This window comes from Gallibacterium faecale, from assembly GCF_027920745.1.
Lineage (GTDB): Bacteria > Pseudomonadota > Gammaproteobacteria > Enterobacterales > Pasteurellaceae > Gallibacterium > Gallibacterium faecale.
Map to the genome: position 1 here is coordinate 41,965 of NZ_JAQIBB010000112.1, position 18,404 is coordinate 60,368.

The following is an 18,404-nucleotide window of genomic DNA, read 5'->3' on the forward strand; positions in this document are numbered from 1 at the left end:
TCAGTAAGTTTGATTTACTTCACTATTCTGAAAAATAAACATAAAAAGGCTTGAAAAGAGAATTTGATGGCATTATGTTTTTAAACAAGAACAGGATTTTTTTCTTGGCTGGAAACAGCTTTCATACAATGAGAGGTAAATGTTATGACCCTAAATATTACTAGTAAACAAATGGATATTACCCCTGCAATTCGTTCTCATATTGAGGAACGCTTAGCGAAATTAGGCAAATGGCAAACCCAATTAATTAATCCTCATTTTATTTTACAAAAACTACCAAAAGGATTTGGGGTGGAAGCAATGATAGGAACTCCGTTCGGAGATCTGGTCGCAAAAGCAGAACATGAAGATATGTATTGTGCAATTAATGATGTACAAGAAAAATTAGAACGCCAACTTAATAAATTACAACATAAAGGAGAAGCAAGACGAGCTAGCGAACGTCTAAAAGATTCTTTTAATTAGTTTTATCGTTGAAGTTTAAGGTCTAGCAATTTGCTAGACCTTTTTATATTCAGTAATTACTATTATTTCAATAATTATTGAAATAATTGAGAGAGAAGTTTATGATAGAAAATATGAATACAAAAACAGCTAGTATACTTTTTGATAGTTTAGCTTCGCCAGTTCGCTTGCGGATTTTTCAAACTCTGATGGAAACAGGTGTAGAAGGAATGATAGCTGGGGATCTGGCTAAAGTACTTAATATTGCACCAAATAATCTTTCTTTCCATTTGAAAAATTTAAGTAAGTCAGGATTAGTTTCGTGTGAAATAAATGGTCGATTTGTTAGATACTATGCAAATTTAGATTTAATGACAGCGCTTATTTCTTTTCTTACTAAGAATTGTTGTGCGAAAAGTGATAGCTATCATCGTTGTGAAGAATTTTGCAGATAAATTGCAAAATTTTTTACTATTTTATTTCAATAATTATTGAAATGTTTATTTATGGAAACTATTACAATTTATCATAATCCTAATTGTGGAACCTCTAGAAATGTATTAGCTTTAATTAAGTATTTAGGGTTCCCTACAAATATTATCTATTATTTAGATACCCCACCGACTGAAAAAGAGCTGCGTAATTTATTACAAAAAATGGAGATAACAGCTCGTCAACTATTGAGAGTGAATGTTCCGCCATATACAGAATTACATTTAGATAGTCTTGATTTAACAGAAGATTTTTTGATTCAAAAAATGGTTGAGTTTCCAATCTTAATTAATCGTCCAATTGTTATTTCTTCAATGGGAGTGAAATTATGTCGCCCATCAGAAACTGTTTTAACAATTTTACCGAAAACATTGACTCAAGATTTTGTTAAAGAAGATGGTGAAATTATTGCAGCGAGAGCAAGATAATTATGGGATTATTCGAACGTTTTTTAAGTGTATGGGTAAGTTTAGCAATTGTTTTAGGTGTATTGATAGGTATGATAATACCTGAACAGATAAAGAATATTGCTTTACTTGAAGTAGCACATATTAATATTCCAGTTGCTATTCTAATTTGGCTGATGATCTATCCCATGATGATTCAAGTCGATTGGGATGCAATAAAAGATGTAGGGAAAAAACCGCAGGGGCTATTCCTAACTTTAGTGATTAACTGGTTAATTAAACCTTTTTCAATGGCATTAATTGGATGGTTATTTTTTAACTTTGTTTTTGAAAGTTGGGTTGAGCCTCAAGCTGCTAAAGAATACATATCCGGTATGATTTTATTGGGTGTCGCGCCTTGTACTGCAATGGTATTTGTTTGGTCACAATTAGTGAGAGGAAATCCTAATTACACATTAGTACAAGTATCCGTAAATGATATTGTAATGATCTTTGCTTTTGTTCCAATTGCGAATTTTTTACTTGGTATAAATCAGATTGAAATTCCATTAGCCACCTTATTTTATAGTACAGTGCTTTATATCATTTTGCCTCTTGTATTTGGGGTACTAACAAGAAAGGCTTTATTAGATAAGCAAAAATCGGTAAGTGATTTTTGTCTAAAAATGAAACCTTTTTCTATATTAAGTTTATTACTTACTGTTGTGTTACTGTTTGCATTTCAAGCAGAAGTTATTTTACAACAACCTTTTATTATTATTCTGATTGCGATTCCGTTATTAGTGCAAACTTATGGAATTTTTTTCCTTGGATACTTTTCTGCAAGAATATTGAAGTTGCCTAAAGATATTACTGGACCAGCCTGTTTAATTGGAACGAGTAATTTTTTTGAATTAGCTGTTGCAGTTGCAATTTCATTGTTTGGGTTACATTCAGGCGCTGCATTAGCAACAGTTGTTGGCGTATTAGTCGAAGTACCAGTTATGCTGTCATTGGTTTATTGGCTGAATAGACGATAGAGAAGCAGTAGGTAATATTGGAATATAAAAAACAGCCTATTGCCACTTGGCAATAGGCTTTTTATCAGATTATTTTTTATAGATATAGGTACCGTTGCTTTGGCGAATAAATTTTGAACCATTTGGTAATTGTAGTTCAGAAACGCGACCATCATTATTTACTTTGACGGCTACTTTATCGCCAGGTTTAAAGCTGCTTAATGCATTACCTGCACCGTTTGCTTTAGTCATTGCATTAACATCAGCAATATTTAATTTGTTATCACGGAATACCTGCATTAATGAAGTACCAGCTGGAACAGTTAACATCTTACTTTGCCCACCGGAAGTAGAGGCGGTAGATGAAGTTGTCGCTTTTGGCGCTGTTCTTGGTACAGGTTTAGCTTCAACAACAGGAACTTCTTTGCCATTTAATAAGGCTTGTGCTTTACGACTTTCTTGCTGTTGTTTTGCTCTAAATTCTTCGCGAGCACGTTGTTCAGCACGCGCTTTAGCTTGAGCGATAAGACGTGCTTGTTCTTCTTGGTAAGCTTTTTTCTCAATTTGATTAATTTGTTCTTGAGAAAGTGCAGGTTGAGCTGGTTTTTCAGCTGGTGCTGCCGGTGTAACACTTGAACTATCAGATCCAGCAACGTTCGCAGCAGTAGGCGCATCAGTAGTGATTGGCGTATTATCGACTGGCGCAGGTTGAGCTGTTGGATTTACTGCTGCATCTTGGGTTAAAGTATTTGCTGTCGCAGCAGCATCATTTGTAGTAGTTGCGGTTTCAGTTGTTGGTGCAGTAGCTCCTTCTGGTGTCGCATTTGGTTGCGGCGGTGTATTTGCTTCTGCTGCTGCATTTGGATCAATTGGTTGGAATTCAATTGGTAAATTATTATCTTGTGATTGTAGGTTATCGACTGGTTGACTATTTGGTTTTAACCAAATAAATAAACCGATAATAACCAATAGAACAACCAAACTAATAGCTAAACGGCGATAACGTGTTGGTAAGTTTTTAATTGCACTTGCTTTAGTTACGGCAACAGGCTCAGCATCAAATTCATTGTATTGAGCTTGATTATTGTCCTGAGCTGGTTCAAAGGATGGTTGTGCAGTCTCTTGTTTTGCTGCTTTTTTCGGCAGTAATCCTTTTAATTTATCTAAAAATGAAGGTGCTGCTTCAGGTGCTTTTGTTGCTCTTTTTGGAGTGATTGGTTCGAACTCATCAAAATCTAAGTTCAATTCATTTTGTTTATTATCTGCTTGATCAGGTTGCTGTTCCTTGTCGATATTACTCACGATATACCTCAAATTATTAAATACATAGGGTAAAGATTTTTGCTAATAGTATAAGGACTATGGATGATAGCCTTATATTGAGAATTCTTAATGCTGTGTGAGAAGTTTTGTTACTCACTAGGCTTAGTTAGATTTGCTATTTTAAAGGAAAAAAAGTTGTATTACTAAGCCTAATCTTGATTTATGGTAGAAAATTTTAACTGTACCAAGTTTTACTCGGTTCTCCTGCAATTTCTCGGGCTAATTTAGGCACAAGATAGCCAGAAGAAAGGGTTATTAGTTTACGATAGATGGCAAGAGCTTGTTGATCATCGATCCAAAAATGGCTAGCACCTTCTACTTTATCTAAAAGGTGTAAATAATAAGGTAGTACACCATTAGCAAACAGCTTATCATTTAATGCTTTTAAAATTTCTGCACGATCATTAATCCCTTTTAATAAAACAGATTGATTCAGTAATACAATACCCGCTTGTTTGAGTTTATTCAGATAACTGGATAATAAAGGATCAATTTCATTTGCATGATTAATATGTAACACCATGACTTTATTAAGCGATAAACGAGCTAATCGTTGTACCAAATCATCTGTAATACGTTGTGGAATTACCACCGGTAAGCGGGTATGAATCCGCAACGTTTTAAGGTGGGTAATTTTTTTTAATTCAGTTATCAGCCAATCAAGCTCATGATCTTTTGCCATTAAAGGATCACCACCAGAAAAAATCACTTCTTCTATTTCTGGGTGTTGAGCAATATACGTTAATGCTTGTTGCCAATTAGCTTTATTGCCAGGGTTGTCTGCATAAGGGAAATGACGACGAAAACAGTAACGACAATTAATAGCACAGCCACCTTTAACCATTAGTAAGACACGATTGTGATATTTATGTAATAAATTAGGAACAGGATTATCTTGTTCTTGTAGAGGATCTTTGACAAATCCAGGTGTTGCTAAAAACTCTGATTGATTCGTCATAACTTGTAAAAAAAGTGGGTCATTAGCATCCCCTTTACGCATTTTTGCAATAAAAGGTGATGGAACACGCATAGCAAATAAGCGGCGTGCGGCTAAGTCTTGCTGATAGTTTTCAATAGGAAGCTCTAATAATTTGAGTAATTCAATTGGATCAGAAATTGCAGTCGCGAGATAATCTGTCCAACTTGATACTTCTCTAATCAGGTGGTTTTGAGTTATCATAAGCACTTTTAAAAACGTGAGCCTTTGTATTTAAAATAAAGGACGCTATTTTTTCATTAATGAGGATATTATGGCAAGTTATTCTACCAGTGATTTCAAACCAGGTCTTAAATTTATGCAAGACGGTGAGCCTTGTGTAATTGTTGAAAATGAATTTGTGAAACCAGGTAAAGGTCAAGCATTTACCCGTACTCGTATTCGCAAACTTATTTCTGGCAAAGTATTAGATGTAAACTTCAAATCAGGTACTACTGTTGAAGCAGCTGATGTTGTTGATACTAACTTAACTTTCTTATACAAAGATGAAGAGTTCTGGCATTTTATGAACAACGAAACATTTGAACAACTTGCAGCGGATGCAAAAGCAGTTGGTGATAATGATAAATGGTTGTTAGATCAAGCAGAATGTATCGTTACTTTATGGAATGGTTCACCGATCAGTGTAACTCCACCAAACTTCGTAGAGTTAGAAGTTGTTGATACTGATCCAGGTTTAAAAGGGGATACTGCGGGAACTGGTGGTAAACCAGCTACATTAAGCACTGGTGCAGTTGTTCGTGTACCACTTTTCGTACAAATTGGTGAAGTAATCCGTGTTGATACTCGTTCTGGCGAATATGTATCACGTGTGAAGGACTAATAATTAAGTATTAGTGGATAATGAAATACCCTAAATAAGAGATTATTTAGGGTATTTTTATGAACATTAAAAGGAGACTAAAGTGAAGAATCAGAATATTTTAGTTGTTAGAAATGATAAGTTAGGAGACTTTTTATTAGCATGGCCTGCGTTTGCTATGTTAAAACGCTCATTACCATTATCCAGAATTACGGCACTTGTTCCTGAATATACTTCGGAGTTAGCTCAAGCATGCCCTTACATTGATAATGTGATTATTGATGTAGGAAAAAATAGTTCTAAAGCTGAAAAGAAAAAAATGTTATCAAAAATACGGCAACAACATTTTGATAGTGTAATTGCTTTTTTCTCAGATCGGTATAATGCTACTTTGTTATGGAGAGCAAAAATACCTTATCGGTTAGCACCTGCAACAAAAATAATTCAATTCTTATATAACTATCGGCTATCCCAACGACGTTCTAAATCAGAAAAACCGGAGTTTGTTTATAATTTGGATCTTGTAAGATATTTTCTAAAAACAAATAATATTGAAGCTATTGAGCCAAAATTACCTTACTTTCAATTTGAAAATGATATCCTTAAATTGCAACGTACTAAACTTATTCAACAACTTAAATTATCAACAGAGAGAAAGTGGTGTTTTATTCACTCAGGTACTGGAGGATCAGCAAAAAATTTAACATTACAGCAGTATGCTCAATTAGCTAAGGCATTAATGAGTTATTTTGATTATCAAATTATATTAACTGCTGGTAAAGGTGAGTGTGAAAATGCATTAAAATTACAGCGTCTTATTAATGATGAGCGAGTAATCATATACGATAAAAATGATGGATTAGTGGATTTCGCAAAGTCTATTGCGTGTTGTGATTTGTTTATTGCTGGTTCGACAGGACCTTTACATCTGGCAGCTTCATTAAATAAACCTGTTATCGGGTTTTATCCTAGTAAACGATCGGCTTGTGCATTGCGTTGGCAACCAATCAATGAAACAACTAAGCAGTTATTAATTAGTGCAGATCATAAAAATCCAGAAGAAACACAAATGTCACAAATAGATATTACAGTAGTGATAGAAAGAGCTATACCGTTTATTAAGTCATTGAATCTTTAATGATTTTGTTTTCTAATCCACAAATCAGCATATTTAATAAAAGTAGAGTGTGATGATAAGATTGCTAATAAAAATCCTTGTTTACCATCTAGAAATCCAGCTTTAAGTAGATACATTTTGATAAAGCAACCTAAAGCATGAGATAGACCTTTAGCAAGAGAAGATGTTTTACCTTGAGTCTCTTTTTGGTCAGCCCATGCTTTTGCATAGTTCGCTGATTTAACTAAATAATGATGAAGATCTTTATAAGTATAGTGTAATAAATCACCATTTAATTTTTCTAAAGTAAAGCCTTTTGGTTGTATAACTTTTTCATGAACAAGGGAATCATTATATTGAGTATCTTGAGTGCGATAAAGTCTAGTAACAAAGTCAGGATACCAACCAGAGTGACGAATTTCTCTGCCAAAAACTTCACTAAGTCTACCAATTTGGTAGATTGTATTAGGTTTATTTTGTTGTATAGCAGAAAGGATACTTTGTTTTAATTCAGGAGTAATGATCTCGTCTGCGTCTAACCATAATACATATTCACTTTCAATATAGCTTTGTGCAATTTGCCTTTGTTTTCCAAAACCTTGCCAATGTGGATGAGAAAAAACTTTATTAGTATATTGATGAGCTATATTTAAAGTTGAATCGGTACTACCTGAATCAACAATAACAATTTCATCAACCCAATCTTTAATACTTTCTAAACAAGAAATTAGATTTTCTGCTTCATTTTTAACAATTAATGCTACAGCAAGACGTGGTGATGACATAGTTCTTTCCTTGAGAATGTTGAATCTTTAGAATAATGCGTTCAGTTTAACATATTCAGTAAAAAGATGATAAGATTCAGGCTTATAATCATTAATGATGGATAAAGATGCTACGTCTAATTTATACACTATTATTCTTTCTATTATTACCATTTATCTTACTGTTGTTTTTGGTTAAAAGCCGTAAGGAAAAAGGGTATCGGCAACGGTGGGCAGAACGTTTTGCTTTATTTAAAGTTCCATTGCAGAAAAACAGTATTGTGATTCATGCAGCTTCTGTGGGTGAAGTATTATTGCTCGCACCACTGATTCGACAGATATTGGCACAATATCCCAACACAAGATTAACCATTACTACATTCACACCAGGTGGTTCTGACCAAGTTAAATCGTTATTTGGTGAACAAGTGCAACATTGTTATCTGCCGTTTGATTTACCTTTGTTGATGAAGCGGTTTTTACAACAGTTACAGTCAAAAGCATTTATTATTGTAGAAACTGAATTGTGGTTTAATTTATTACATCAATTACGCATAACACAAACTCCTACCTTATTAATTAATGCACGATTATCAGCAAAATCAGCAAAACATTATCGTTATTTTCAGGCTGCACTAACCAATGTATGGCAAGGATTTACTGCCGTTGCAGCACAAGATGAATTAAGTGCTATGCGTTATCGAGATTTAGGCGTACCAGCAGAAAAAGTGAGCTGTACAGGTAATTTAAAGTTTGATTTAAATTTATCGGATGAGGTGATTGCGACTTATCGTCAGCAAAAGCAACAGATGTTTAATGATCGTCCTGTTTGGATTGCAGGAAGTACACACGCAGGCGAAGAGAAATTAATTTTAGAGGTACATCAACAACTGCTGGCAACTTATCCTAATTTATTATTAATTTTAGTTCCTCGTCATTCAGCGCGATTTGCGGAAGTGGAAGCCTTAGTACAAAATTCAGGATTAAGTTATCAAAAACGTAGTGAGGGTGGGATAATTTCTGCAGATACGCAAGTCATGTTAGGAGATACAATGGGAGAGTTGTTGAAACTCTATGCTTTAGCCGATCTTGCTTTTGTAGGTGGTAGTCTTATTGAGCGAGGTGGGCATAACCCATTAGAGCCTTTGTTATTTAAAATTCCTGTTATCTCTGGTCAATATACCTTTAATTTTAAACAAATTTATCAACAATTAACCTTAATCCAAGCAGTAATGATTGTGGAAAGTTCGGTGACAAGTTTAGCTTTAGCATTATCATTACTACTTGCCGATCCTGAAGCCGTAAAACAGTATGGAGAAAAAGGATTTTCTTTTTTACAACAAAACCGTGGTGCTTTACAGCAAACTTTAGCTTTATTAAAACCTTATTTGAGTGAGTAAAAACATCATGATTACAATGATTTATCCTGGAACGTTTGATCCAATTACAAATGGACATCTTGATATTATTTGTCGTGCGGCGAAGTTATTTCCTAAATTAATTGTAGCGGTTGCGGCTAGCCCAAGTAAAAAGCCGATGTTCTCTTTGCAACAGCGGTTGGAAATGGTAAAAGCAGCAACGGTGGAATTACCAAATGTTGAGATTATTGCTTTTGATGGGTTATTGGCTCACCTTATTTTAGAGAAAAATGTGCAAGGGATTATTCGTGGTGCAAGAACATCAAGTGATTTTGACTATGAACTACAATTAGCTCATCTAAATCGTCTGCTAACCAATGGAGTAGAGAGTCTATTTTTCCCACCATCAGAAAAATGGTCTTATGTTTCTTCAACTATGGTGAGAGAAATCTTACTGCATGGTGGGGATATTGGTAAATTAGTGCCAGAGCGTGTTTTTCAATATATTGCTCAATGTGAATGATAACCTTGCAGTAAAGTTTGCCAATTTTGTGGTGTAAACTGAATTTGATAACGATGTATCTCTTTTTGAAATGATCGATAAAGCCGTTGTAAATTGGCGGCTTTCCATTCATCTCCTTGACGAAAATCACATTTATCAAAATCAAGTAACCATAACTTATATTGCTGATTATCTAGCGATTGCAGCAGAATGTTGTGAGCATTAAGATCGCTATGAAATACCTGTTGGTCATGTAATTGGCGAATTAGCTTGCCGATTTGTCGCCAAATGTCATCAGATAAGATTTTTTCTTGCAATATCGCAACAAGATCTCGTCCATTTTCAATTAATTCAATCAAAATATCTGCTTGGTAACAGAGTAATGTCCGTTTTACTCTCGCAGCAATAGGCGTAGGAACAGGTAATCCTTTTTGTTTTAGTTGTTGCAATAGCTGAAATTCTTTGATACTGCGACATTGATTTAAGCCAGTAAACAAAAAGTGATCTTTGATAAGCTTACCGAATAAGCCACCACGATAGTAATGGCGTAACGCTGAATTACACTTTACTTGCTGCTCAGTAGCGAGAAACCAAGTTACTCCGCGCCCTGTTGCGGAGCCTAAAATTTTGTTTTGTCGTTTCCAATAAGCAGGGTCAAAATAATTTTCTAGATTTTGTTGTGCTAAGTTGGGGTGGAATAAATAGTGGATTTGACTCATTTTTATACTCAATGTACTGCGAACAAACCAGTTTTTGATTAAAATAGGCAACAATTTTAGCATATTGTGAGCAAAGATAATGACTCTATTTTCTCAACCACCAAAATCATTATGTATTTTACGATTATCCGCTATTGGGGATGTGTGTAATGCGTTAGCGGCGGTTCAACAGATACAAGCATTTTATCCAAATACAAAAATTACTTGGATTATTGGTAAGGTAGAAGCGCAATTATTGCAAAATATCCCGGGAATTGAATTTATTGTTTTTGATAAAAAACAGGGTTGGAAAGGGGTATTAGCGTTATGGAAAAAATTACGCCCTTATAAATTCGATGCGTTGTTAGATATGCAAGTTGCTATTCGAGCCTCGATTCTTTCGTTAGGTATTCGAGCAACGTATCGAATTGGTTTTAATAAACAAAGAGCGAAAGAGGGGCAGTGGTTATTTACCAATAAAAAAGTAGGGGAGGCCAAAGGCTATCACGTATTAGATGGATTTTTAAGTTTTGTTGAATATATTGGTGTACCGATTCAGACACCTCGCTGGCATTTCCCAATCAGTGAACAAGAGCTTCAGTATGTTCGCCAATTTGTCGATTCAACCCGTAAAACAGTATTAATTTCACCTTGTTCAAGTAAAAAAGAGAAGGATTGGTTACTAGAACGTTATGTAGAAATTGCATGTTTGGCCGCCAAAAAAAATGTACAGGTGATTATTTCTGGTGCACCAACTCAACATGAAATGGCGGTGGCAGAACAAATTTGCCAACGTTGCCCACTCCCTATTTTGAATTTGGCTGGTAAAACAAGCTTGCAACAATTAGTTGCCTTACTGGGAGAAGTCGATCTTGTAATTACGCCAGATTCAGGGCCAGCACATATGGCAACAATGCAAGGAACTCGTGTGTTGGGACTATATGCGTATCATAATCCACAACGTACTGGCCCTTATTATGATGTTGAAAATGTTGTTTCTGTCTATGCAGAAAATGCACAAAAGCAATATGGTAAAAAGTGGCAGGAATTACCGTGGGGAACTAAAGTGTACGGTAAGGATTTGATGGCACAGATTAGTGTGGATCAAGTGGCAGAAAAAATGTGGCAACTTTTACAGCTAAAATAGTTTTTTAACTTGCTTTTTGAGCAGATTTGAGTAAAATCTGCGCCTCACAGTCGTTCCGTTTTTTCGTTCCTTGCTTCCGCAGATTGGCGACTGGTCTATAGTCGGAGGCTGATTAACCCGTAAGGAGCAGTAATGCGTCACTACGAAATCGTGTTTATGGTTCACCCAGATCAAAGTGAACAAGTACCTGGCATGATTGAACGCTACACAGGTTCTGTAAAAGAAGCTGGTGGTCAAATTCATCGCTTAGAAGATTGGGGCCGCCGTCAATTGGCTTACCCAATTAATAAACTACATAAAGCACACTATGTGTTAATGAATGTAGAAGCACCGCAAGAAGTCATCGACGAGCTTGAAACAACTTTCCGTTACAACGATGCAATTCTTCGTAACGTAATTATTCGTACTAAGCACGCCGTAACCGAAGCGTCCCCAATGGTTAAAGCAAAAGATGATCGTAAAGCTTTAGCTGATGTTGATAACAACGATTTTGAGGATGCTGAAGAGTAATTTGAGGATTGATAATCGTTTTTCGCTAATCGGAACTGTAGTTTCACAGCCAAAACGACATCAAAGCCCAAGTGGAATAGCGCATTGCCAATTTTGGTTAGAACATCGTTCACAGCAGCAAGAAGCTGGATTAACTAGGCAAGCATGGTGCAAAATCCCTATTCAACTTAGCGGTCATCAATTAACAAGTAAAACTCAAGGCATTACGGTCGGCAGTAAAGTTTGTGTTTCAGGATTTATCCACTCACATAAAACTAATCAGGGTATTGACCAATTAGTGTTACATGCCGAGCAAATCGAATTTATAGATTAGGAGAATAGCCACATGGCACGTTATTTCCGTCGTCGTAAGTTCTGCCGTTTCACAGCGGAAAATGTAGTAGAAATCGATTATAAAGATATCGCTACATTAAAGAACTACATTACAGAGAGCGGCAAAATTGTCCCTAGCCGTATTACCGGTACTCGTGCGAAGTACCAACGCCAATTAGCTCGTGCAATCAAACGTGCACGTTACTTAGCGTTGTTACCGTACACTGACAATCATCAGTAATCAACAAGAGAGGATACGGTAATGCAAGTCATTCTTTTAGATAAAGTTGTTCACCTTGGTAATGTAGGTGATCAAGTAAATGTAAAATCTGGTTATGCACGTAACTTCTTAATCCCACAAGGAAAAGCAGTTATGGCAACTAAAGCAAACATCGAGTATTTCGAAACTCGTCGTGCTGAATTAGAAGAAAAAGCTGCGAAAGCATTAGCAGCTGCACTTGACCGTGCTGAAAAACTTCAAGCATTAGGTTCAGTGACTATCGCTTCTAAAGCAGGTGATGAAGGACGTTTATTCGGTTCTATTGGTACACGTGATATCGCTGATGCGATCACTGCAAAAGGTGTTGAAGTTGCGAAGAGCGAAGTGCGTCTTCCTACTGGCCCATTACGTGCCCTTGGTGAACACGAAGTGCGTTTCCAATTCCATGGCGAAGTGTTTGCGTCATTAAACGTAATTATTGTTGCAGAATAATTTCTAATTATTCTAGATACATAAAAACCTCAGTCGGTTGGCTGAGGTTTTGTTTTTCTAATATTGTCAAAATCAATGACAACCATTTGCCTACCATACAAATAGAAAAATAAAACGTCTATAAACTCTAGATAACTCTTTCTCTTTGCTGGAATTTTTCGTATTCTACGCAATTATTTTTTATAGGTCAGAAGTTATGCAGTGTCCATGCCAATCAGGTTTAAACTATACAGATTGTTGTCAGCCATTACACCAACAAACAAAGTTTGCACAAAATGCAGAACAATTAATGCGTTCACGTTATGCAGCATTTGTATTAGCAGAAATTGATTATATCATTGCAACTACTGTGCCTGCTCAACAGCCATTATTAAATGCTAAAGCACTGCGACAATGGTCACTAAGTACAGAATGGTGTGGGCTAGAAGTAATAAAATTTGTTCCTGAAGCAGATAAGAATCACGCTTTAGTTGAATTTAAAGCCTATTATCAACAAAATGGCACAACTATGGCCCATCATGAATTATCCGCCTTTGTGTATAGCCATGATCGTTGGTATTTTCTTGATCCAACAGTGCTGCCAAAATTAACTATGAAACAACCTTGTTTATGTGAATCAGGCAAAAAATTTAAACAGTGTTGCGCACCATTTTTATTGTAATGTCATGACTGAACCTTTTTTCTTTTTAATTGATTTTGAACAGCAACAGCCACGAGTTATCCCATTTGCCGAAGCAGCAGAACAAGGAATTTATTTTAATATTTTAGGGATTAATAACATTCCTTCATCATTTATTACACCGGTAAAACCACTTTCTTTAACAGCCAAACCAATGGCATTTAGTGATTACCAGCAAGGGTTTAATTTGGTACAGGAGCAGATTCAGCGTGGAAATAGTTATTTATTAAATTTGACTTATCCGACAAAGATTGAAACTAATTATAGTTTGCGTGATATTTTTATGCTGAGTGAAGCGCCATATAAATTATATTTCCAAGATCGTTTTGTGTGTTTTTCTCCAGAATGTTTTATCAGGATCAACAACAATAAAATTTATACCTATCCAATGAAAGGGACGATTAAAGCAGATGTGCCTAATGCTAGAGAACAGCTTTTGTCCTGTAAAAAAGAGCTTTGGGAACACAATACCATTGTAGATTTGCTCAGGAATGATCTTGCGATGGTCGCAACAAATATAGAAGTTTCTCGCTTTCGTTATGCTGAATTAATTCAGACAGCACGTGGTGCAATCTGGCAAACAAGTTCAGAAATTTGTGGTGATCTCAATGAAAGCTGGCGTGAAGATCCTATTTCATTACTGAAAACATTATTGCCTGCTGGTTCCATTAGTGGTGCTCCAAAAGAGAAAACTATCGCAATTATTCAACAAGCGGAACAACAGCCTCGTGGGTTTTATACTGGTATATTTGGTTATTTTGATGGTGAAAATTTAGAAAGTGCGGTGATTATTCGTTATATCGAACAGACAGAAGAAGGCTTACAATTTCGCAGTGGAGGCGGCATTACTCGACATAGTGAAGTTACTAGTGAATATGAAGAATTATTGGCAAAAGTCTATATTCCGATAAATAAGAGGTAAAGTATGTTTCGATGTTTTGAAACATTAGCGATCCAGGACGGGCGAATTCAGCGTTTGGCATACCATCAAGCACGTTATCAGCGGACGATGGAAGCGCTTTATCCACAGGATGAGAATGGATTGGTTGATTTAGCAAGTATGATTGCTATTCCACCTGAATTTCAGCAAGGGCTAGTACGCTGTCGAGTTGATTACGGCAAAACCCAAATTCAGGTTCAGTTTTATCCTTATCAACGGCGCCAGTTTCGTTCTTTCCAGCCTATTGTGGCTGAAAATCTAAATTATCAATTTAAGTATTGTGATCGTCAGCAACTCAACCTGTTATATCAACAGCGGAAAACAGCAGATGAGATTTTGATTATTCAACAAGATAAAGTGACTGATTGCAGTATTGGTAATTTAGCTTTTTTACGACAAGGAGAATGGTTCACACCGGATACACCATTACTTGCAGGAACACAACGCCAATATCTTTTAGATCATCAGCAATTACAATTACGTCCGATTTATGTGGATGAATTATCGTTATTTGAAGAGATTCGGGTAATTAATGCATTAAATCCGTTAGAAGATTAAGGAAAAAGCCAAGAAACACTGGAAATTCAGCTATAATAGCTGCCGGGAAAAGAACTTTTTAGAAAGTCGCACGTTAATAATTAAAATGAGGAAAAAACAATGATGCAGACTATTCAACTAACAGATCAAGGATATTGGTTATTAACTCAAGGATCAGCACTTTATTTACAAGATGGAGAATTACCTTTTGGCACTGCTGAACAATGTGGTGTTGTTGGATTACAGGGCTGTGTGATTGGTGAATTTAGACAGCAACCATTATGGTTAATTGCAGAAATTCCAAATGATCAGCAACATTCATATACCTCTTTACGGGATCAACTTTATCGCAGCGAAGATGAGTTCAATCTATTAAATAGAGGTGTGGTGTTAAATTATTTTTTTACAACACACCGTTTTTGCAGTAAATGTGGTGAACATAATTACTTACCAACAGATGAATTTGCAGTGGAATGTCCAAAATGTGGCTACCGTCACTATCCAGTCATTTGTCCGTCGATTATTGTTGCAGTAAGACGAGGAAAAGAAATTTTATTAGCCAATCATCAACGCCATATTGGTGGTATTTATACAACGTTAGCCGGGTTTGTAGAAGCGGGAGAAAGTTTGGAACAAACCGTACATCGTGAAATTTTTGAAGAGGTAGGTATTAAAGTAAAAAATGTTCGTTATTTTGCTAGTCAGCCTTGGGCATTTCCTAATTCTTTGATGGTTGGCTTTTTAGCTGATTATGAGAGTGGCGATATTCACCTACAAGATAGTGAAATTCATGATGCAAAATGGTTCCGTTATGATAAACCGTTACCGCAATTACCGCCCGAAGGAACAATTGCGCGCAAATTAATTAAAACAACATTAGCACTCTGTGCAGAGGATTAAAAATTTATGACTGAATTAAAAAATGATCGCTACTTACGTGCATTATTACGCCAGCCTGTGGATATGACACCCGTTTGGATGATGCGTCAAGCTGGGCGTTATCTGCCAGAGTATAAAGCGACTCGTGCAGAAGCGGGGGATTTTATGTCACTATGCCGTAATGCAGAGTTAGCTTGCGAAGTAACATTACAGCCATTACGTCGTTATGCATTAGATGCAGCTATTTTGTTTTCTGATATTTTAACAATTCCAGATGCAATGGGATTAGGGTTAAGTTTTGGGGCTGGGGAAGGACCAAAATTTGCTAAAACTATCCAATCATTGGCTGATGTTGAGCAGTTGCCGATTCCAGATCCAGAAGATGAGTTAGGCTATGTGATGAATGCAGTAAGAACAATTCGTCGCGAGTTAAAAGGTGAAGTACCTTTGATTGGTTTCTCTGGTAGCCCTTGGACCTTAGCAACTTATATGGTGGAAGGTGGATCCAGCAAAGCATTTACCAAGATTAAGAAAATGCTTTATTGTGAACCGCAACTATTACACCGTTTATTAGATAAGTTGGCGGATAGCGTTATTTTATATTTGAATGCACAAATTAAAGCAGGTGCACAAGCTGTAATGGTATTTGATACTTGGGGCGGTGTATTAGGCCATTTAGAATATCGAGATTTTTCATTACGTTATATGGAAAAAATTGTTGCTGGGTTAATTCGTGAAGCAGACGGGCGTAAAGTACCAGTTACTTTATTTACGAAAGGCGGTGGTTTGTGGTTAGAAGCGATCGCAGCAACAGGATGTGATGCGATTGGTTTAGATTGGACTATCGATATTGCAAAAGCTAAAGCGCGTGTAGGGGATAAGGTTGCACTGCAAGGTAATATGGATCCAAGTGTATTATATGCTGCACCAGAACGCATTGAACAAGAAGTGAAAACGATTTTGGCAGGGTATGGTAATGGCTTTGGGCATGTATTTAATTTAGGTCATGGTATTCATCAAGATGTGCCTGTAGAAAGTCCAAAAGTGTTTGTAGATGCGATTCATCGCTACTCTCAGCCTTATAAAACAGTTTAAGGATTAAGAGAAATGAGAAATCCAATTCAAAAGCGTTTAGCTAATTTAGAAAGCTGGCAACAGATCGTATTTATGGCTTGTCTTTGTGAGCGTATGTATCCAAATTTTGCGATGTTTTGTCAGATTACGGAACAACCTCAACAGGCGAAAATTTATCACAATATTCTAAACTTAGTGTGGGAATATCTAACAGTTAAAGATGCGAATATTAATTTTGAGCATCAATTAGAGAAGTTAGAAGCTGTGATTCCAGATATTAATGATTACGACTTTTTTGGGATTGTACCAGCGGTAGATGCGTGCGAAGCATTATCGGATTTATTGCATACTATTATTGCGGGTGAATCGTTGGAACAATCTGTAAAAGTGAGTGTGCTTTCTTTACAAACAGTTGTCGCATTATTAGAAACAGAAGAGAATCGTGAATTTAGTGAAAAAGAGTTAAAAGATAATCCACTAATTAGTGATGAATTAGATGTGCAATGGGCGATTTATCGTACCCTAAACGAATTAGAAAAGCGGGATATTGAGGTGATTAACGGGTTAAAAAATGAGATCCGTGCCACAAAAATCAGCAATATAGGCATAGAAATTAATAATTAATGTGACTTTTTTCTAATTTTAAGCATAAATTACTTTTCATCTGATAAAAGTTAGATTAATCTGATGGCTCGTGACAAGGCTTGAGCTGGGGTGGAAGAACGGATATTCACCAATTAAAACTATCTCGGCTTTCGATAAAGAAATTGAAACAGAGATAATCTATTCAATTTATAACCATAGTAAATTTATAGAGGGTAATTATTTATGAACAAGACTGAATTAGTTGATGTAATTGCGCAAAACACTAAGTTAAGCAAAAAGGATGCTAAAGCTGCATTAGAAGCAACTTTAGATGCAATTACAGCAAGCCTTAAAGCAGGTGATCCAGTACAATTAATTGGTTTCGGTACATTCAAAGTTAACCAACGTCAAGAACGTACTGGTCGTAACCCACAAACTGGTAAAGAAATTAAAATCCCAGCAACTAAAGTACCAGCATTCGTTTCAGGTAAAGCATTAAAAGACGCTGTAAAATAAGAAACGTTTTTTGAACAATAAATAAGCCGCTTTAATAGCAGGAAAATTGTTGATAAAGGCCTAGACAAAAAACTAGGCCTTTAATCTAATCGGGATATAAGAGAATACCCGAATGTTAAAATTTCTACCCTCCGTGCAGTAACTCGAGATGATAAGGTCTCGAATAACTTGTTTCAGAAAAACAGATAGTCTGTAGAGTTGATTGTGTAATCAATTTTGAATTTATTCAAAAAGACGTAGTACCACTGTATTGTGCCAATAATGGGCATCTGCTATTGATTTGGTGTGATTGTTTAAAATAAAGGTTATATTACTGCCATCTTTACCAGAATGGTTTAGAAGAAGCTAACCAACTCTGCTGTTTAATATTAAGAAGAAAAACGATATATTGTTGTCATGATGAGACAATGGAGCAGAGCTTTGCTAATGTGAAAAAGTATTATGGCATATCGTTATATGCGTTATCGTGGATTAGCGAAAGTGTAAATGTAATATTTTTTGGCTGTGATGGCATAAAATATAAAGAAGATAGCTTTGATATTATGGGCTTTATTGTGTTTTCAGTGGGGCTTAAGAGACTTTATTACATGGATTGTGTTGAAAATCATATG

The 18,404-nt window shown here is 35.9% G+C and carries 25 protein-coding genes; 21 read left to right on the forward strand and 4 right to left on the reverse strand.

Annotation, left to right across the window (positions count from 1 at the left end; translation table 11 throughout):
• Positions 1–144 precede the first annotated feature (144 nt).
• The 4 genes from raiA to arsB all read left to right on the forward strand — a co-directional run bounded on the left by raiA (position 145) and on the right by arsB (position 2,362).
• On the forward strand, positions 145–465 hold the full coding sequence (raiA, locus tag PF272_RS11920) for a ribosome-associated translation inhibitor RaiA (protein ID WP_065235281.1): 321 nt from the start codon (positions 145–147) through the stop codon (positions 463–465).
• A gap of 113 nt (positions 466–578) precedes the next feature.
• Complete coding sequence (locus tag PF272_RS11925) at positions 579–899, forward strand: ArsR/SmtB family transcription factor (protein WP_333781503.1); 321 nt, start codon at positions 579–581, stop codon at positions 897–899.
• Positions 900–950: 51 nt separating this feature from the next.
• Positions 951–1,364 (forward strand): arsenate reductase (glutaredoxin), encoded by a 414-nt coding sequence (arsC, locus tag PF272_RS11930; RefSeq protein WP_271142924.1) that lies wholly within the window; start codon positions 951–953, stop codon positions 1,362–1,364.
• Between the two features lie 2 nt (positions 1,365–1,366).
• Positions 1,367–2,362 (forward strand): ACR3 family arsenite efflux transporter, encoded by a 996-nt coding sequence (gene arsB / locus PF272_RS11935; RefSeq protein ID WP_065232584.1) that lies wholly within the window; start codon positions 1,367–1,369, stop codon positions 2,360–2,362.
• A gap of 69 nt (positions 2,363–2,431) precedes the next feature.
• Here arsB and PF272_RS11940 read toward each other — a convergent pair whose 3' ends face one another.
• Positions 2,432–3,643 (reverse strand): LysM-like peptidoglycan-binding domain-containing protein, encoded by a 1,212-nt coding sequence (locus PF272_RS11940; protein WP_271142925.1) that lies wholly within the window; start codon positions 3,641–3,643, stop codon positions 2,432–2,434.
• Positions 3,644–3,839: 196 nt separating this feature from the next.
• Complete coding sequence (gene epmB, locus PF272_RS11945) at positions 3,840–4,850, reverse strand: EF-P beta-lysylation protein EpmB (RefSeq protein WP_271142926.1); 1,011 nt, start codon at positions 4,848–4,850, stop codon at positions 3,840–3,842.
• Between the two features lie 64 nt (positions 4,851–4,914).
• Between epmB and efp the strand changes: the two genes are divergently transcribed.
• Complete coding sequence (gene efp, locus PF272_RS11950) at positions 4,915–5,484, forward strand: elongation factor P (protein WP_065234346.1); 570 nt, start codon at positions 4,915–4,917, stop codon at positions 5,482–5,484.
• An 82-nt stretch (positions 5,485–5,566) separates the two neighbouring features.
• Positions 5,567–6,601, forward strand: a complete 1,035-nt coding sequence (locus PF272_RS11955; RefSeq protein ID WP_271142927.1) for a glycosyltransferase family 9 protein — start codon at positions 5,567–5,569, stop codon at positions 6,599–6,601.
• Here the strand turns inward: PF272_RS11955 and PF272_RS11960 are convergent.
• Positions 6,598–7,365, reverse strand: coding sequence for a glycosyltransferase family 2 protein (locus PF272_RS11960; protein WP_065237344.1), 768 nt, complete (start codon positions 7,363–7,365; stop codon positions 6,598–6,600). The genes PF272_RS11955 and PF272_RS11960 overlap by 4 nt on opposite strands.
• 107 nt (positions 7,366–7,472) lie before the next feature.
• Between PF272_RS11960 and waaA the strand changes: the two genes are divergently transcribed.
• Together waaA and coaD are read left to right on the forward strand one after the other, a co-directional pair.
• On the forward strand, positions 7,473–8,744 hold the full coding sequence (waaA, locus tag PF272_RS11965) for a lipid IV(A) 3-deoxy-D-manno-octulosonic acid transferase (RefSeq protein WP_271142928.1): 1,272 nt from the start codon (positions 7,473–7,475) through the stop codon (positions 8,742–8,744).
• 7 nt (positions 8,745–8,751) lie between these two features.
• A complete protein-coding gene (gene coaD / locus PF272_RS11970; protein WP_065234348.1) occupies positions 8,752–9,225 on the forward strand; it encodes a pantetheine-phosphate adenylyltransferase in 474 nt (157 codons plus the stop codon).
• Here the strand turns inward: coaD and PF272_RS11975 are convergent.
• Positions 9,213–9,986 carry a 3-deoxy-D-manno-octulosonic acid kinase gene (locus PF272_RS11975; protein WP_413789457.1) on the reverse strand — a complete coding sequence of 258 codons (774 nt, stop codon included), beginning with the start codon at positions 9,984–9,986 and terminating at the stop codon, positions 9,213–9,215. The two genes, coaD and PF272_RS11975, sit on opposite strands and share 13 nt — an antisense overlap.
• A gap of 16 nt (positions 9,987–10,002) precedes the next feature.
• Between PF272_RS11975 and PF272_RS11980 the strand changes: the two genes are divergently transcribed.
• From PF272_RS11980 to PF272_RS12040, 13 genes are all read left to right on the forward strand, one after another.
• On the forward strand, positions 10,003–11,049 hold the full coding sequence (locus tag PF272_RS11980) for a glycosyltransferase family 9 protein (RefSeq protein ID WP_271142930.1): 1,047 nt from the start codon (positions 10,003–10,005) through the stop codon (positions 11,047–11,049).
• 132 nt (positions 11,050–11,181) lie between these two features.
• Positions 11,182–11,559 carry a 30S ribosomal protein S6 gene (rpsF, locus tag PF272_RS11985; RefSeq protein ID WP_065234351.1) on the forward strand — a complete coding sequence of 126 codons (378 nt, stop codon included), beginning with the start codon at positions 11,182–11,184 and terminating at the stop codon, positions 11,557–11,559.
• Entirely contained in the window at positions 11,546–11,872 is a 327-nt protein-coding gene (gene priB / locus PF272_RS11990) for a primosomal replication protein N (protein WP_065234352.1), read from the forward strand. The genes rpsF and priB overlap by 14 nt, the downstream gene beginning before the upstream one ends.
• Before the next feature lie 12 nt (positions 11,873–11,884).
• Positions 11,885–12,112, forward strand: coding sequence for a 30S ribosomal protein S18 (gene rpsR / locus PF272_RS11995; RefSeq protein WP_005759927.1), 228 nt, complete (start codon positions 11,885–11,887; stop codon positions 12,110–12,112).
• Positions 12,113–12,133: 21 nt separating this feature from the next.
• Positions 12,134–12,583, forward strand: a complete 450-nt coding sequence (rplI, locus tag PF272_RS12000; RefSeq protein WP_271142931.1) for a 50S ribosomal protein L9 — start codon at positions 12,134–12,136, stop codon at positions 12,581–12,583.
• A gap of 196 nt (positions 12,584–12,779) precedes the next feature.
• The gene (locus tag PF272_RS12005; protein WP_065239697.1) at positions 12,780–13,244 is read left to right on the forward strand and encodes a YchJ family protein; all 465 of its coding nucleotides are present in this window, start codon (positions 12,780–12,782) and stop codon (positions 13,242–13,244) included.
• A 4-nt stretch (positions 13,245–13,248) separates the two neighbouring features.
• Positions 13,249–14,184: an aminodeoxychorismate synthase component I gene (locus PF272_RS12010; protein ID WP_271142932.1), complete on the forward strand. Its 936-nt coding sequence runs from the start codon at positions 13,249–13,251 to the stop codon at positions 14,182–14,184.
• 3 nt (positions 14,185–14,187) lie between these two features.
• On the forward strand, positions 14,188–14,760 hold the full coding sequence (locus tag PF272_RS12015) for an aminotransferase class IV family protein (RefSeq protein WP_271142933.1): 573 nt from the start codon (positions 14,188–14,190) through the stop codon (positions 14,758–14,760).
• 102 nt (positions 14,761–14,862) lie between these two features.
• Positions 14,863–15,639, forward strand: a complete 777-nt coding sequence (gene nudC / locus PF272_RS12020) for an NAD(+) diphosphatase (RefSeq protein ID WP_271142938.1) — start codon at positions 14,863–14,865, stop codon at positions 15,637–15,639.
• A gap of 6 nt (positions 15,640–15,645) precedes the next feature.
• Positions 15,646–16,713, forward strand: a complete 1,068-nt coding sequence (gene hemE / locus PF272_RS12025) for a uroporphyrinogen decarboxylase (protein WP_065234358.1) — start codon at positions 15,646–15,648, stop codon at positions 16,711–16,713.
• Between the two features lie 12 nt (positions 16,714–16,725).
• On the forward strand, positions 16,726–17,316 hold the full coding sequence (locus PF272_RS12030; RefSeq protein WP_271142934.1) for a YjaG family protein: 591 nt from the start codon (positions 16,726–16,728) through the stop codon (positions 17,314–17,316).
• Positions 17,317–17,520: 204 nt separating this feature from the next.
• On the forward strand, positions 17,521–17,793 hold the full coding sequence (locus PF272_RS12035) for an HU family DNA-binding protein (protein WP_271142935.1): 273 nt from the start codon (positions 17,521–17,523) through the stop codon (positions 17,791–17,793).
• 407 nt (positions 17,794–18,200) lie between these two features.
• On the forward strand, positions 18,201–18,404 hold a 204-nt coding region (locus PF272_RS12040; protein ID WP_271142936.1), incomplete at its 3' end, for a hypothetical protein.

Coding starts and splice junctions, on each gene's coding strand:
- PF272_RS12005 (WP_065239697.1), top strand. CDS start 12,780: ATGCAGTGTCCATGCCAATCAGGTTTAAACTATACAGATTGTTGTCAG.
- PF272_RS11975 (WP_413789457.1), bottom strand. CDS start 9,986: ATGCTAAAATTGTTGCCTATTTTAATCAAAAACTGGTTTGTTCGCAGT.
- PF272_RS12030 (WP_271142934.1), top strand. CDS start 16,726: ATGAGAAATCCAATTCAAAAGCGTTTAGCTAATTTAGAAAGCTGGCAA.
- PF272_RS11980 (WP_271142930.1), top strand. CDS start 10,003: ATGACTCTATTTTCTCAACCACCAAAATCATTATGTATTTTACGATTA.
- PF272_RS12010 (WP_271142932.1), top strand. CDS start 13,249: ATGACTGAACCTTTTTTCTTTTTAATTGATTTTGAACAGCAACAGCCA.
- waaA (WP_271142928.1), top strand. CDS start 7,473: ATGCTACGTCTAATTTATACACTATTATTCTTTCTATTATTACCATTT.
- PF272_RS11960 (WP_065237344.1), bottom strand. CDS start 7,365: ATGTCATCACCACGTCTTGCTGTAGCATTAATTGTTAAAAATGAAGCA.
- arsC (WP_271142924.1), top strand. CDS start 951: ATGGAAACTATTACAATTTATCATAATCCTAATTGTGGAACCTCTAGA.
- PF272_RS11925 (WP_333781503.1), top strand. CDS start 579: ATGAATACAAAAACAGCTAGTATACTTTTTGATAGTTTAGCTTCGCCA.
- nudC (WP_271142938.1), top strand. CDS start 14,863: ATGCAGACTATTCAACTAACAGATCAAGGATATTGGTTATTAACTCAA.
- priB (WP_065234352.1), top strand. CDS start 11,546: ATGCTGAAGAGTAATTTGAGGATTGATAATCGTTTTTCGCTAATCGGA.
- PF272_RS12035 (WP_271142935.1), top strand. CDS start 17,521: ATGAACAAGACTGAATTAGTTGATGTAATTGCGCAAAACACTAAGTTA.
- rpsF (WP_065234351.1), top strand. CDS start 11,182: ATGCGTCACTACGAAATCGTGTTTATGGTTCACCCAGATCAAAGTGAA.
- rpsR (WP_005759927.1), top strand. CDS start 11,885: ATGGCACGTTATTTCCGTCGTCGTAAGTTCTGCCGTTTCACAGCGGAA.
- hemE (WP_065234358.1), top strand. CDS start 15,646: ATGACTGAATTAAAAAATGATCGCTACTTACGTGCATTATTACGCCAG.
- PF272_RS12015 (WP_271142933.1), top strand. CDS start 14,188: ATGTTTCGATGTTTTGAAACATTAGCGATCCAGGACGGGCGAATTCAG.
- arsB (WP_065232584.1), top strand. CDS start 1,367: ATGGGATTATTCGAACGTTTTTTAAGTGTATGGGTAAGTTTAGCAATT.
- efp (WP_065234346.1), top strand. CDS start 4,915: ATGGCAAGTTATTCTACCAGTGATTTCAAACCAGGTCTTAAATTTATG.
- raiA (WP_065235281.1), top strand. CDS start 145: ATGACCCTAAATATTACTAGTAAACAAATGGATATTACCCCTGCAATT.
- rplI (WP_271142931.1), top strand. CDS start 12,134: ATGCAAGTCATTCTTTTAGATAAAGTTGTTCACCTTGGTAATGTAGGT.
- coaD (WP_065234348.1), top strand. CDS start 8,752: ATGATTACAATGATTTATCCTGGAACGTTTGATCCAATTACAAATGGA.